The sequence below is a fragment of the Paenibacillus sp. BC26 genome (assembly GCF_900116125.1).
Lineage (GTDB): Bacteria > Bacillota > Bacilli > Paenibacillales > Paenibacillaceae > Paenibacillus_Z > Paenibacillus_Z lignilyticus.
Map to the genome: position 1 here is coordinate 2583354 of NZ_FPAD01000001.1, position 13230 is coordinate 2596583.

The window sequence follows — 13230 nt, forward strand, 5'->3', positions numbered from 1 at the left end:
TAAAAAAAGCGGACAGTTATTTCAACTGTCCACGCGTTCTATGATTTAATGCATATCCGCCGCAGCTGCTTTGAATGCTTCTTTGCCTTCTTCGCTTCTTGGCATACGAAGCTTGCCGAAGAAGATCGCCGCAACCAAACCGATCAAGACAACCACGATACCGATTACGAACACCGATGTAATCGCATCGCTCAGAATTCCTTGCAGGGCTGCAAGCAGCTTATCCGGAATTTGTGCTTTCACTTCAGGCTGGAGCAAGGATTGCGGATTGGCAAACTGACCAAGCTTATCTGCCGGGATATCCGTGAAATTACCTTGAATATCTTTGATCCCGCTCGTCATGTTGTTCGTCATAATAACGCCCATGATCGCAACACCAACCGTACCGCCAATGGAGCGAGTGAATTGCGTAGTAGAAGTGGCAACGCCACGTAATTCATGGCCAACCGCGCTTTGAGCCGCGATTGTGAGTACAGGCATAAGAGCTCCCATACCGAAACCGATAATAATCATGTACAGGATCAGTTCGAGACTGGTCGTATTCACGTCCATTTGGGACATGAACAAGTAACCCACGGTCATAATCGCCATTGCAGTCATGACAATTGTACGGTAACTCAGCTTCTTAATCAGAATCCCGCCGATGATGCTGGACAGAATAAGGGATAACATGAGCGGCGTAAGAATATAGCCGGAATTCGATGCGGACGTACCGATTACCGCTTGCGAATAGAGCGGAATGTACGTAATCGCACCGAACATCCCCATCCCCATCATAAAGCCGACAATACTGGAAACCGAAATCGCTTGAAGCTTAAACAACTTAAGCGGAATAATCGGCTCCTTCACTTTGGATTCGATCCATATGAAGATCAGGATGAGCAGCAGGCTCGCTCCGAATAAACCAAGAATTTGCGGCGAATTCCATGCGTAATGCTTGATGCCGCCTTCGGATGGACCGCTTCCGCCCAGCTCAATGGCGAGCAAGAAGGCTACAACCGCGCCTGTAAGCGTCGATGCGCCGCCCCAGTCGATCGATTTTTTCTCCGAGCTCTTCGATTCCTTCAATGCCATAGATAGAATGATAGCTGCGAATATGCCAAATGGAAGGTTGATATAGAAAATCCACTGCCAAGCAATATGATCAACGATAAATCCGCCGACTGCGGGACCGAGAACGCTGGACAAGCCGAATACCGCGCCGAAAATACCTTGCATCTTACCGCGACGATCCGGCGGGAAGATATCTCCGATTATCGTCATCGCGATCGGCATAAGCGCGCCTGCTCCGATACCTTGAATCGCGCGGAAGATGATGAGCTCCGTCATATTGTGGGACAGACCGCAAAGCGCCGACCCTACGAGGAACAACCCCATCCCGATCAAATAAACAAGTCTTCTGCCGAACAAATCGGCAAGCTTCCCGAATATCGGAACAGCCGTTGTTGAAGTTAACATATAAATCGTAAATACCCAGCTATACAGACTGAAACCGTCGAGCTCCGCAATTACATGCGGCATCGCCGTCGAGACGATCGTTTGATCGAGCGACCCGAGCAGCAAGCCGAGCATCAGTCCCGTCACGATCCAGCGAAGCTGCCTTGGACTTAAATTTGTCATCATTCCACTTCCTTCTGTCATTTTTCCTCAAGTGTTTGCAAGAGTAGTTTAAACGCATCCGTGATCAGATCTACCTGATCTTCTTCCAGCTGTCCGACCAAGCTGGTAAACCATTCCATTCGCTGTTTACGGATGTGTTCAACGGTTTCCTTGCCTTTCTCCGTTAAGCTTAATTGTACGACTCTGCGGTCATCCTCCGGTCTTGTCCGTTCAATGAGGCCAAGTGCAACAAGCTTATCCGTCAATCCCGTAGCAGCACCTGATGTTATGCCGAGGAGCTTCACGACATCATTCACCCGGCAAATTTCCGTACGTCTTAGGTACATCAATACGAATACATGCCCGTTCGCGAGGTTAAACGGATTTTCAAGCATCTTGATCTGATTCCTTGCTCTCTGCGCAAAACGTTCCATGAGAAGCTGAAGCTCAGCAAGTTTATCTCCGCTTGAAATGGTCATCATCCTCCCTTCGCTCTGAACCATGCGTTACTTCCCTCAATCAGTTGCTTACCTATTCATTATCTTACTCAATAAGATATTAGGACTTTAAGAAAATACTACACAATGCAGGCTGGCGTCAATAGATTTTATATAAAAATTTTTACATATCCGATTGGCGGGCAATAAAAAAAGCCTGCACGATCGCGAGTCCAGGCGACCGTGCAGGCAATTGCCAGTATGCTAAGCATCTGATAATATGGATCATTAACGATCCGTTTCGAATCGAGGTGTAGGGATGCAACGAACTTACAAGCCAATTGAAATTGCCAGAGCTCTCAACCTAAGTACAAGCGCGTTGAGGCACTATGAGTCTTGGGGTGTTGTTCCGGCACCTGAACGCGGCGCCAATGGCTACCGCCTCTATACCGATGTCCATTTGGCATATTTTCGATGCTTGCGTACGATGTTTGCCGGATTCGGCGTTGCCGTCACCTGCGAGGTGCTCCGTCACATTCAGGCAGGCCAGATGCATGATGCCTTCTGGCTGGTGAACAAGGAGCAAGCTCTCTTGCAGCAGGATAAGCAAGCAGCGGATCAAACCATGGAGCTGCTTCGCCGCTTGGAGCTTCCGGCTTTCGCGGATACGAAGAAGAAACAACCGATATCGATTGGAGAAGCCGCTGCTATAGCAGGGGTCACAACATCCGCTCTTCGGCATTGGGAGAAGGAAGAGCTCCTCACGCCGTTACGCGACGCCGACAATGGCTATCGGCTGTATACCCCGCTTCATATCCGGCAAATCCTAATTATTAGGACGCTGAGAAGCACCGTTTATCTGCTCCGCAATTTGAAGGACATCGTTCATGCCGTGGAGCACCAGAGCGTTGAACAAGCCGTGAAGCTTACGGAGACGGCGATTCAAGGCATCCATGCGCGAATCCGGAATCAATTTCAAGGCGTTCATCAGTTGGTTGAGTTATGTAGAGCGGTGAAGCTAATGGAATGAAGGAGTCAGCCGTGCCCTGAGCCTTAGACGGCTGTTGCAGGTTGGAACAGCTCTTGCAGCTCCCGGACGCTCCGCACGTAATACTTAGGTGACTGCGCACGCAATTCTTCTTCACTTCCATAGCCGTACCCTACTCCAATTGAGGCAACACCGTTACGCTGAGCACCGATCAAGTCATGCTTGCGATCGCCAATCATAACCGCGGATTCCGCCGTAAGCTGCTGCGAATGTAGAATATGAGCGATAATGTCCGCTTTATCCGACATCGTGCCATCGAGATTACTTCCGCATACAACATCGAAATACGAGTCCATTTGGAAATAGGACAATATTCTCTCCGCAAATACGGTCGGCTTGGACGTGGCGACAATTAAAGTTCGCTTCTGCTCTGCAAGCAGTTCCAGCAAATCTCGAATTCCGCCATACACCTCATTCTCATAGATCCCTCTATCGGCAAAATATTCGCGATAGTAATCCACAGCCGTTCGCGCTTCGGAAGCGGAGAATCCATAGTGTTCTTGGAAAGAGTGCGCAAGCGGCGGCCCGATAAACGGCTCCAATTGATCTAAATCCTCTACGAGGATTTCATATTTCGCCAGCGCATACTGCACCGCTCTCGTTATCCCTTGCTTCGGATCGGTAAGCGTTCCGTCCAGATCGAACAATATTGCCTTATACATGATGAGTGCACGCTCTCTCCCGATTATAATGTGCTCGAAGCCTCGGTAAGCACCTTAGCGAGTAAGGGCAAATCAATGGGATCCCCTTCACGAAACTTCATCCATCTCCGTTCCACAGGTCCTTCAAATTTTCCATCCGACAAATCAAGGTTGGTCGTATTGAAGATCATGAAGGTCACTGTATCTTTCGCCGTGCTGATAACTGCCGCGTATTTGCCGTCCTTCAGAAAATGCGGCTTTTTATACTGGATACGCTCATCGATCGAAGGGACTGTCTGATGAACCATCTCGCGCAGTTGATTACACGCCTCCACCTGCCACGGTTGTTTTAATTCCTCGATAAAGCTGCTAACTTCTTGATTCATTCCAATACGCCTCCTCCATCTTATTCGGCCACTTGCATGTTCCCCGTATAAACGGTACGAAATTTAATGTAACTTGCAACGCGCCAAGGAATGACATAACCGACCGCTACAAGGATGAATATAGCACTTAGTTCATTCGGATCCAGATCGGACAAGTAGTCACGCATGAAAAGCCGAAGCAGCAGCAAGCCCACAAATGAGATCATGAACCCTATGCTTTTTTTCGCATAGATCTGGCCGTCTCCACGCACTTCATAATTCGTCGTTAGAATAAGCGGTATAGAAAGCAATAAACCGGCACCAACCGCTGCAGCCAATTCAATCGCCGGCAATTGAAATTCCGGATTGAACAATAACGAGAAGGCAGGTAATAAGAAGATAAGCGGAATCAAAATTCTTCTGCCGTTTCCCTTTATAGGCCGATACATGCTGTTTCTTCTGCGCCAAATGACTAACCCGGCAACGACGATCAGAATCGTGATCATTTGTGGATTCATTTCACGATAGCTGCCAATCGCTCTTGCAGATTCTCCGTACAAACACCGCCATGATAGGTGATGACTGTTGCAATATTAAGCTTTTGGAATTTCTTAACGGACTCTATAGCCGTCGCCCAATCCGGGGTGAAATTTGCGGCAGGCGGCATCAATACGCCTTCGTTTGAAGTCACAGAATCGCCTGTAACAAGCGTCTTGCTTGGAATATGATAGAGCGCGATATGATCAGGCGAATGCCCCGGGGTATAGATAACTTGTAAACCACCGGCAACGGACAGCTGCTCCCCATCATTCAGAACGGTATCAACCTTGACAGGGGGCACCAATGTTTTGCTCTTCAGCAGCGGAATTTCGCCGGCAATGTATGGAACCCCTACTTCGTGAGCAAGTACTTCTACGCGGCCTTCAAACAATTCCACCAGTTCAGGAAGCGAGCCGATATGGTCACGGTCTTGGTGCGTGATGATGATTTTGGTCAGATCAGCCAGATTGAAGCCTTCCTTGGCCATCGCTTCGCGAATCACGTCTACTTGTCCGGGAATTCCGGTATCCACGAGGATGAGCTCCTGCTCGTCCCACACTATAGCAGCATGGACTACGAAGTCATTCCCATTCACCGGCATGTTTAGCTGAAGCGCCTTGATTCCTGATTTCTCCATTGCACTTTCCACTCCCTTTCAACTTTGCAAACTTGTAAACTCTTCCTAGTAATCGTACCACTTGTGCCGCATGAACAAAAGTCACGAGCATTTGCTCCGCGCGTCTTATTCCCTATCCGCCATAAAATTCGTTTGCGCGGAACGAATCATTTGCTTGTATTTTCCCGGTGTCATGCCGAAAGTTTTCACGAACTGGCGGTTCAAGTAGGCAGCGTCACCTAAGCCGCATAATTGGGCCAGCTGGCTGAGCGGCTCCTCTGTCGTCTCCAGCAGACGCTTCGCTTTGTTCAGCCTCATCTGCCTGAGCATCTGCATCGGGTTAATGCCGTAGGCCTCTTGGAAGGCTCGGTCCAAATAATTCGTGTTCAAATGAACCTGTTCTGCAAGCATATCGCGCGAAAGCTTCATCGCCATATGATCCGCCATATAACGTATGATAGGAAAGAATCTGTCATACTTCGCGGAATAGGCAGCGCTGCGTCCGACTCTGCCATGCGCTTCCCAGCTCTCGAGCAGCATCGCGGACAATCGAAGCATATCGGCAGCTAGGGACACATCGCGAAAAGAAGAATTGCCCTTCCAAGAACGAAACAGCGATTGAAACACCTGACTATACGCATCTGCATCGAGCAGCTGCACCACGGTCTGTACTTGATAGAGCTGGAACAAGTCGACGTTATAGCTCGTTTGAATCTGAACCGAAACCCATTCATGCAAACCGGGCTGCTCCGCCCGTTCCGAGAACGGCAAAAAAGGAGGGTGCAGCATCACCCCTCCTTCACGTACCTCGTGCTGTTCGCCATTCGTCGTTGTGATCACCTGTCCTTGCCGGACATGGCTGATGACCCAGTTCGGATATATGATGTGCTGATGATTAAGCGTCTCGTATTTACCTTCATCCACCATGTAGACATTGACCTGCCACTGATCGAAGCTTGTGCTAGTAAGCGATCTGGTTTCCACCGGTTCCCCCGCCAATCCTGACAGCTAGTATACTTCTAGTTTACACCAGCTCCTGCATGGTTTGGAAACGTTATTTCGGCAGCCTTGCGTCAACCTCGTTCCGAAGCGCCGCTTCATCGGCAGCACCGATCCATGCCCCATCGATCGAAAGAGCAGGCCCTTTTCTGCAGCCGACGCATTGATTCAAGCAGTGGGTCAACGAGACATCATGGCCTTCTTGGACGAGCTGATCAAGCATCGTGCCATGGCGATTTTCTTGCAAATTGCGCAAACAAACGACGATGACGGCACTCATTTCGTAATCAGCGCTCTGCCGTCTTGAGCGATTAACGGCCCGTTGTCGAACACTTTGCCGGTCACGGGGTTCTTGGCGCCTTCAACCGAATATTGAATGACATAGGCTTTGCGCGTATTGTCGCTTTGGTTAGGAGTGCTGCGATGAAAGAGGAGCGAATGAAAGATGACCATGCTGCCTTTAGGGAGCGGAACGGGTTGACCGGGATCTTCGCCAAAATAACACTGCCAGCCTGTATCGGTCAGCACATGCTCCACATAACCTTGCAGATGGGAGCCGGGTTGAATCCATATGCAACCGTTCTCAATCGTCGCATCGTCAAGCGCCAGCCAGCAGGTCATATAATGAACGGGATCCGTCGGCACATAGCCGTTATCCTGATGCCAAGGGAAATCCTTCTTCGCCTCCGGACGTTTGTAGACGGATTGATCCCAATACAGCCTAATGTCTCCGCCCAGCACGCTTGTGGTCAGATCGACAAAACGCTGATCGCCGATAAATTGCTCAAGCTCCTCATGCCTCCTGGCCAAATTACAGGTGAAATTGATTTGATTGGGAATGTTGTTAAACCCTTTGGCACCTTGCTTAAGCGCCTCTTCCCCTTCCCAATCAAACACGTCGATAATGGCACGAATACTATCCATTTCTTCAGCTGTGAAGAGATGATCCAGGATGACATAGCCCCGCTCATGATACTGCTTCAACTGTTCCGCATTCAGCATTTACATTTCACTCCTCGATAGTGGATGACGGTGGTATACCTTTATTATCAAGGAGTTTCGCGTATCGGACAATGAACAGGTTCCAGTAGTTATTGTACTTTTTCCACTAGTTAATCCCGTTAAATAAGCTCTGCATCATTAAAGCCGACCCGGCCCAAATAGCCGACTTGACCGGTGCTCCGAACCTGCACTTGATCGTAATATTCCAATCCGCCTCTTGGACCTTCTTCATTCGTACCGCTTGGAATGTTCCATCTCATCGAGAAGATCTCCGTGCCGGCGGGCAGCGGAATGGAAGCGGAGCTCCCGCTCGGCTCTGCGTATAAACGTTGATCCGCCGTCAAGAGATGCACTCGTTTGGTCACCTCCGGCACGAGTTTCGCACGGCGCAGAGCCAGCCTCGCAAGCTCTGCCACATAAGGCGTTTGATCTTGAGTCGCCGATTCTAAAGCAGCCCGGGTTGCATCGCCTGTTGCGATTCTCCCCAGACTCATGACGGTGTAATAACGCACCGTCTCACAGGCATGTTTCAGGAGCGGCACCAGGAATGGAACCGCAGCTTCCCCGAGTGTCTCCCATTGAAACGAACCGATATAGTAGATGCCATGCTGCTGCATGGAATTGAGATCACATTCCGGCGAAGTGGCGGTATTCGCCCATTCGGAAGCTAAACGCACCGGATCCGGCGCGGTAAAACCTGCAAGCAGCTCACTTCCGACCGTTAACGGGTCGTCTGTCGATAGTCGATTACTCGCAGCTAAGGCAGCCGGCGATTGATGAAATTGAGGCGCTAAGCAGGTTAAATGATCTCCATATTGAACGACATAATAGGGATATCCGCCTGCTCTTTGGTAGTCAATTCCAGCATCCGGGATCAACAGAGGTTGACCTACCAGAATCATCTGCGGATCACAGATCACATTCACTTCCAGCAACCGCGCGACGCTTGAGCCGAAACGGTCAGCAATTCGTTCTAATGTATCCCCGCCTTGTACGACATAGATCATGCATATCTCTCCTCTCATGCCTATACGTATTCAGGCGCACAAACAAAAGGAACTCCTCCTAAGAGTAGTTCCTTTTCTAGACGATCTATTTCATTTAGCTACGCTTATTTCAACAAATCATGATCCACGTAACGCGTTCCGTTCAATTCACTGATAACGTTAATGGCAACTTTAGCGCCATCGCCTGCAGTGATGATCGTATGCACGCTAACGCCGGCCGCCGTCCCGGCTACCCAGACGCCGGCAACGTTCGATTTCCCGCTGGCATCCACATCGAATACTTGTTTAATACGCGGCTCCGTGCCTTCTTTGACCGACAATCCGATCTTCTCAGCCAGATCTGTCGAGATACCCGTTGCCACAATAACATGGCTGCCTTCGTATTGCTGCGATTCCGTCGCGACGCTGAATCCGTTCTCGCTCTTCGTAACATTCACTACTGTATCTTGAATCAGCTCTGCACCGAATTTCACTGCTTGCTTCTTGCCTGTCTCCACGAGCTCAGGACCTGTCGTTTCCAGCAGACCGTAATGATTCTCGATCCATGCCTTCTTCGTCATACTCTTGTCGCTGTCGATCAGAAGTGTCTTCTTGCCAGCCTTGGCTGCGAATAATCCTGCGCTTGCGCCTGCAGGGCCTGCTCCGATAATGATAATGTCGAACATGAATAATCACTCCTTCATATAATTACAGATCATTGCAGCATTTCCATTCCAATCATAAGCCATTCGATAGAGCGCTTGCAAGTTGTCCATCATAGGCGGAGCGACATATGCACCTGTTCGATATAAGGCTTAAACCCAAGTCGATCCAACAGCTCCAGCAGTTCATCATGGGTATGCCTGATGTTTAGCGTCATTCGTTTATAAGGCATTTCCAGCGGACTGAACACTTCTTTGAGCAGCGCTTTGAGAATCTTCCCTGAATCCGCTCTTCTCGGCGCCGCTTCGCATTGCAAGAGCACAATAGAAGCCAATGAGCCGTCTTCGCTATAATTTCGTTTATATAACGCATAACCCACGAGCTCTTCACCATCAGCGATGATGCAGCATTCTCCATCGTTCAAACTTTGCCAGCCGGTTTGCCAAGCGGCATCATGGTTATAGAAGGAGAGCATTCCGGCGTCGCGCGGTTTCGCATGCCTGATCACAAACCGATGCGGGAAACTGGGCAGCAGTAAGCTCGGATCTATGGCATCCTCTAGTATGGAACAAACCAGCTGTCCCGTTATTTGATAACCGGCGCCTTGATAGAGCTTAATCGCCGGTTCATTTTGAATAATAGCTTCGAGCAGTGCAAGATTGACATTTTGTTCGCGATACAGCTGTACATTCTGCGCCATGAGCTGTTTTCCGTAGCCTTTACCTCGATGAGCGGGGGCAATTCCCGTACCGCCGTTCCAGGCAATCTTCCCCTCATTCGTGGTCCGAAAGCCGTTCATCACAAACCCGGCCGGTTCTCCGTCCACGATCATCGCGAGCGAATGTTCTAGCGACAACCCTTCGCTGACCGTACGAGCCATAAAACGATCGAGATTCATGGCCGCATTGGTGAAATACCCTTCGAAGCCCTTGTTCCAAAGGGCGACGATCTCATTAGCCGGAAGTTGACTGAATCGATTAAACGTTATCATGCTAATTACCCCTCTCTTGAAATAGGTAAAGTACAGTTCCGCCCGAGAATGGAATCGCAAAATCAACCTTTGACCCGCCCAGCACGGATGCAGCCGAATGGGCAGCGCCGCTCACGGGATCAAACCATTCGACTTGCCAACTGCCCGGAGCCTCGCGAAGATCGATGGTTACCGTCTCTTGAGCGTGCTCGGCGTAAACGAGCATACCGTTCTTCGGAGACATAAGACAATAACGGGAACTGGCGATCTCTTCATTCGGTACCGTGTGTTCGAGGCCGATTCGTTCGGCATATTGCCGAATATAGCCCATATTTCGGCGGAGCGGCTCCCAATCGGGATAATCGCGCGAGTTCAGCTGCACATTCCCCGGATAATCCGGCAGCGGAGAACCCGGAACCGGGCACCACGAGTCCATGAATATGGGATTCAAGCCCCTAAGGAATGACTTCCACACCCATTGATAGTTTCCTCCATGCCCCCACAAATGATCGGTATCCGTAATGATAACCTTGCTGCCATCGCCGGCAGGAGGGTTCAATTGATATTCCCGATTCGGTCCTTTTCCAGGTGAAATCCAGTCGGCACCAGAGGCAAATAAGATTGGGTTCTCTTGCTCACCTCCTATTGCCGTCATCCCGACCGGATGCTGTTTGGGCAGCTTCGACTCGTAGTCATGCACGTACTGAATCATGTGGGAATGCCATTTCAGTGCACGCTCCGAGTTTTCGACCTCATTAATAATTTCGAAGAGTACATGGTCCAAATCATTCAGCGTATCGATGCATTTGCGAACAAATGCTTGCTGCAGCACCTCAACTTCCGGAATTTCCATGCTATACATATCCGTCCGGCCATCGCCGCTGGAATCCCCATGAATGCCATTCCCATTATTAGCTCGATTGTAGGGATGCGAGAGCCAAGGATCACTGCCCGCCCTCGCATTCTTCGGGCACCACCCGTCGAAGAACATCACGGACACGTAGATGCCTCGTTCCCCGGCTTGCACGACTCGTTCCCGCAATCTGGCAAAATACGCCTCATTCCATTTCGTCAAATCAAATTGGGGCAGCCCGTCATGAGCTGCCCGGTCTCCCGTCCGCATGTACGGTATCGGATCGATATATACCTTATCTAACGTCCACGGTGCATAGAGCGGATGGCCCCACTGCCATAACCGCATGAAATTATGGTTATTCTCTGTCATCATGGTGAGGTATTCCTCGTAATCAAACGCCGGTTCACCCTCTAATCGGAGATCCTGAAGGTTCGCCCATGTATGCGAGCCGGTTAACAGAATGATGTCTCCCGAACCATTTTCAAAATACCTCGGATTCCGCTCGCTCTTTCTTAATACCCCATTTGCCATAATCGTAATCGTCATTGGATCTCACTCCTGCCGATGATTGATTATTCAGAAAGAACCGTCCCAAATATCTTCATCATAGCATACTAGCCCTCCTGTGAGGTGAAGCTCGTTCCAAGCTAAATGCAAATAAACCCAACGTCACTGTCATGACGATGGGTTTATGGATGATCGATAAGATGGCGTTGCCGGCTATTCATGATGGAGCTATTTGTGCTGAATCAGTCCAAACCGAATGCCCTGTGGATCAAACAAATAAGCAAGATAGAAATTGCCGAAATCCATTTTATCCAGATCCAGCTTTGCACCGTTCTCTACGGCTTTAGCAATGGTGTCTTCAATGGACGCTACTTGAATCGTAACTTGAACGCGCTGTGAAACATCCTTAGGGGCACGTGCAATTCCACCATCAATACCGTCCGATTCACTTGATCCGGTCTTCACCGGCCAATAGTCCCAGTTGGGGTCTCCCATTGTCCAATCAAACACATTCGAATAAAAGGTTGTTGCCCCTTCCGGATCTTGTGAGCCCAATTCAAACAATACGACGCGGTTCATATAATCGCTCCTTGTCTCTTCTTAATTCATCCTCCTTCAGTATAGAACATACGTTCTTAGTTGTAAATATTTGTATGTATAATTCTTCAACCTTACACCGTAGCCGGCACTAACGGCTGAAGCGCGTTGGACCGGTCGATATACACGAAAGCATCATAGCGCTCCGCCATCACGCTTGGGACGTAATTCCCTCGCTCATAATGCGGATGATAGACCACGCCGATCGCGCGATGGCCGTACGTATGGTGAAAGACTTCCGTATCCGTGCCTCGAAAAATTAACCACTGGTCATACGGACCCGCTTCGTGCATCAGATCCTCCCAGCTGCCGCGCCGGGCTTCCGGTACACGCAGCACTTCAGCCGGTGATTCCCAAGCATCGGCTGCAATGACAGTGCCGCTGAACGTTCCGAAACCAATGGCATACACTTCGATTTCTTCGCTTTGCTCTCGGAGAAGCTGACCCACATTCACCATATGGTCCGCTTCCATGTCTGTAGCGCGCGCATCCCCGATATGGGTGTTATGCTCCCATACAATGGCTTTTGCCGAAGGACCATGGAATTGCATCACGCGATTGAGCGCCTCCACCATATGCCGATCCCGAATGTTCCACGAATCAGGGCCGCCTTTCACCATTGCCTGATAATATCGCTCCGCATTAACGGCAACCAGCGCGTTGATTTCATCATTTAACAACGCTTCATGCGTGCCTGCGGCTCGATTCCGCTTCGCTTCCAGCTCCTTCAACAGTTGAAGCACCTCATCCTGGCACAGCTCCGAGAAGAAAGCAGCAGACATGCCGTAGTTCTGACCCTCCCGGCTATGCGGTTCGAAACAGGAGAAGGCGTTCAGCGCCGCAGCTAGCTCCGGCGAATTCGTCTTCTTCAGATGCTTGATAATTTCATCCATCGATTCCCACAGACTGTACACATCAAGGCCATAGAATCCGATTCGATATTGCTCGGGCAGCTCCCGGTTGTATTCGCGCAGCCACGTAATTAGCTCCACCGTTTCCCGGTTCGCCCACATCCAGGAAGGCCATCGGTCGAAGGCTTGCAGCACTTCCTCGACGGATCCTTTGGCCTCAGGGTGATGCTTAACGTACTTGTTCACTTCATAACAGGAGGGCCAATCCCCTTCCACTGCGATGAAACTGAATTGATGCTGCTCGATCAGCATTTGAGAGAGTGCCGTCCGATTCGTGTAAAACTCACTCGTTCCATGGCTCGCTTCGCCCAGTAACACAAATTTCGATCCGCCTGACGCGTTCGCGAGATGAAGAAGATCCGCAGGCTGCTCCAATCGGTTTGCCCGTTGCTTGATCGCATCGACGATTTCCTCTCGATTGTTCGATTTTCCGGAAACGCTCATCGTACATTGGCCCCTTCCCACAAGCTAGAAAATATGGAGTTTATATTTT

16 protein-coding genes are annotated in these 13230 nt (G+C 50.0%); 1 reads left to right on the top strand and 15 read right to left on the bottom strand.

Features of this window, described 5'->3' with window-relative positions:
* Positions 1-45: 45 nt before the first annotated feature.
* A complete protein-coding gene (locus tag BM412_RS11210) occupies positions 46-1623 on the bottom strand; it encodes an MDR family MFS transporter (RefSeq protein ID WP_256256247.1) in 1578 nt (525 codons plus the stop codon).
* A gap of 14 nt (positions 1624-1637) precedes the next feature.
* The gene (locus tag BM412_RS11215; protein WP_218163138.1) at positions 1638-2081 is read right to left on the bottom strand and encodes a MarR family winged helix-turn-helix transcriptional regulator; all 444 of its coding nucleotides are present in this window, start codon (positions 2079-2081) and stop codon (positions 1638-1640) included.
* A 274-nt stretch (positions 2082-2355) separates the two neighbouring features.
* On the opposite strand from BM412_RS11215, the gene BM412_RS11220 reads away from it, so the two are divergent.
* Complete coding sequence (locus BM412_RS11220; RefSeq protein ID WP_091217611.1) at positions 2356-3066, top strand: MerR family DNA-binding transcriptional regulator; 711 nt, start codon at positions 2356-2358, stop codon at positions 3064-3066.
* Positions 3067-3089: 23 nt separating this feature from the next.
* Here BM412_RS11220 and BM412_RS11225 read toward each other — a convergent pair whose 3' ends face one another.
* The 13 genes from BM412_RS11225 to BM412_RS11285 form a co-directional block, all read right to left on the bottom strand.
* The gene (locus BM412_RS11225) at positions 3090-3746 is read right to left on the bottom strand and encodes an HAD family hydrolase (protein ID WP_177245777.1); all 657 of its coding nucleotides are present in this window, start codon (positions 3744-3746) and stop codon (positions 3090-3092) included.
* A 23-nt stretch (positions 3747-3769) separates the two neighbouring features.
* A complete protein-coding gene (locus BM412_RS11230) occupies positions 3770-4111 on the bottom strand; it encodes a DUF1801 domain-containing protein (protein WP_091217617.1) in 342 nt (113 codons plus the stop codon).
* Positions 4112-4131: 20 nt separating this feature from the next.
* Entirely contained in the window at positions 4132-4608 is a 477-nt protein-coding gene (locus BM412_RS11235; protein WP_091217620.1) for a cytochrome c biogenesis protein CcdC, read from the bottom strand.
* Positions 4605-5267, bottom strand: a complete 663-nt coding sequence (locus tag BM412_RS11240) for an MBL fold metallo-hydrolase (RefSeq protein WP_091217622.1) — start codon at positions 5265-5267, stop codon at positions 4605-4607. Before BM412_RS11240 ends, BM412_RS11235 begins: the two co-directional genes overlap by 4 nt.
* Positions 5268-5372: 105 nt before the next feature.
* Positions 5373-6230 (bottom strand): AraC family transcriptional regulator, encoded by an 858-nt coding sequence (locus tag BM412_RS11245; RefSeq protein WP_143111596.1) that lies wholly within the window; start codon positions 6228-6230, stop codon positions 5373-5375.
* Positions 6231-6300: 70 nt separating this feature from the next.
* Entirely contained in the window at positions 6301-6525 is a 225-nt protein-coding gene (locus BM412_RS11250; protein ID WP_091217628.1) for a DUF1450 domain-containing protein, read from the bottom strand.
* Complete coding sequence (locus tag BM412_RS11255; protein ID WP_091217630.1) at positions 6522-7247, bottom strand: phytanoyl-CoA dioxygenase family protein; 726 nt, start codon at positions 7245-7247, stop codon at positions 6522-6524. Before BM412_RS11255 ends, BM412_RS11250 begins: the two co-directional genes overlap by 4 nt.
* A 119-nt stretch (positions 7248-7366) precedes the next feature.
* Entirely contained in the window at positions 7367-8254 is an 888-nt protein-coding gene (locus BM412_RS11260; protein WP_177245778.1) for a LysM peptidoglycan-binding domain-containing protein, read from the bottom strand.
* A gap of 104 nt (positions 8255-8358) precedes the next feature.
* A complete protein-coding gene (locus BM412_RS11265) occupies positions 8359-8919 on the bottom strand; it encodes an FAD-dependent oxidoreductase (protein WP_091217635.1) in 561 nt (186 codons plus the stop codon).
* An 89-nt stretch (positions 8920-9008) separates the two neighbouring features.
* Positions 9009-9887 (bottom strand): GNAT family N-acetyltransferase, encoded by an 879-nt coding sequence (locus tag BM412_RS11270; RefSeq protein WP_091217638.1) that lies wholly within the window; start codon positions 9885-9887, stop codon positions 9009-9011.
* Position 9888: 1 nt separating this feature from the next.
* Positions 9889-11268 (bottom strand): DUF6298 domain-containing protein, encoded by a 1380-nt coding sequence (locus BM412_RS11275; protein WP_091217641.1) that lies wholly within the window; start codon positions 11266-11268, stop codon positions 9889-9891.
* Positions 11269-11457: 189 nt separating this feature from the next.
* Positions 11458-11808 (bottom strand): VOC family protein, encoded by a 351-nt coding sequence (locus BM412_RS11280; protein ID WP_091217644.1) that lies wholly within the window; start codon positions 11806-11808, stop codon positions 11458-11460.
* 92 nt (positions 11809-11900) lie between these two features.
* Entirely contained in the window at positions 11901-13181 is a 1281-nt protein-coding gene (locus BM412_RS11285) for an erythromycin esterase family protein (RefSeq protein ID WP_091217647.1), read from the bottom strand.
* Between the last annotated feature and the right edge of the window lie 49 nt (positions 13182-13230).

Bases quoted from the DNA above. Each gene is read 5' to 3' on its own strand.
- BM412_RS11210 (WP_256256247.1), bottom strand. From the start codon at position 1,623: ATGATGACAAATTTAAGTCCAAGGCAGCTTCGCTGGATCGTGACGGGA.
- BM412_RS11215 (WP_218163138.1), bottom strand. From the start codon at position 2,081: ATGATGACCATTTCAAGCGGAGATAAACTTGCTGAGCTTCAGCTTCTC.
- BM412_RS11220 (WP_091217611.1), top strand. From the start codon at position 2,356: ATGCAACGAACTTACAAGCCAATTGAAATTGCCAGAGCTCTCAACCTA.
- BM412_RS11225 (WP_177245777.1), bottom strand. From the start codon at position 3,746: ATGTATAAGGCAATATTGTTCGATCTGGACGGAACGCTTACCGATCCG.
- BM412_RS11230 (WP_091217617.1), bottom strand. From the start codon at position 4,111: ATGAATCAAGAAGTTAGCAGCTTTATCGAGGAATTAAAACAACCGTGG.
- BM412_RS11235 (WP_091217620.1), bottom strand. From the start codon at position 4,608: ATGAATCCACAAATGATCACGATTCTGATCGTCGTTGCCGGGTTAGTC.
- BM412_RS11240 (WP_091217622.1), bottom strand. From the start codon at position 5,267: ATGGAGAAATCAGGAATCAAGGCGCTTCAGCTAAACATGCCGGTGAAT.
- BM412_RS11250 (WP_091217628.1), bottom strand. From the start codon at position 6,525: ATGAGTGCCGTCATCGTCGTTTGTTTGCGCAATTTGCAAGAAAATCGC.
- BM412_RS11255 (WP_091217630.1), bottom strand. From the start codon at position 7,247: ATGCTGAATGCGGAACAGTTGAAGCAGTATCATGAGCGGGGCTATGTC.
- BM412_RS11260 (WP_177245778.1), bottom strand. From the start codon at position 8,254: ATGATCTATGTCGTACAAGGCGGGGATACATTAGAACGAATTGCTGAC.
- BM412_RS11265 (WP_091217635.1), bottom strand. From the start codon at position 8,919: ATGTTCGACATTATCATTATCGGAGCAGGCCCTGCAGGCGCAAGCGCA.
- BM412_RS11270 (WP_091217638.1), bottom strand. From the start codon at position 9,887: ATGATAACGTTTAATCGATTCAGTCAACTTCCGGCTAATGAGATCGTC.
- BM412_RS11275 (WP_091217641.1), bottom strand. From the start codon at position 11,268: ATGACGATTACGATTATGGCAAATGGGGTATTAAGAAAGAGCGAGCGG.
- BM412_RS11280 (WP_091217644.1), bottom strand. From the start codon at position 11,808: ATGAACCGCGTCGTATTGTTTGAATTGGGCTCACAAGATCCGGAAGGG.
- BM412_RS11285 (WP_091217647.1), bottom strand. From the start codon at position 13,181: ATGAGCGTTTCCGGAAAATCGAACAATCGAGAGGAAATCGTCGATGCG.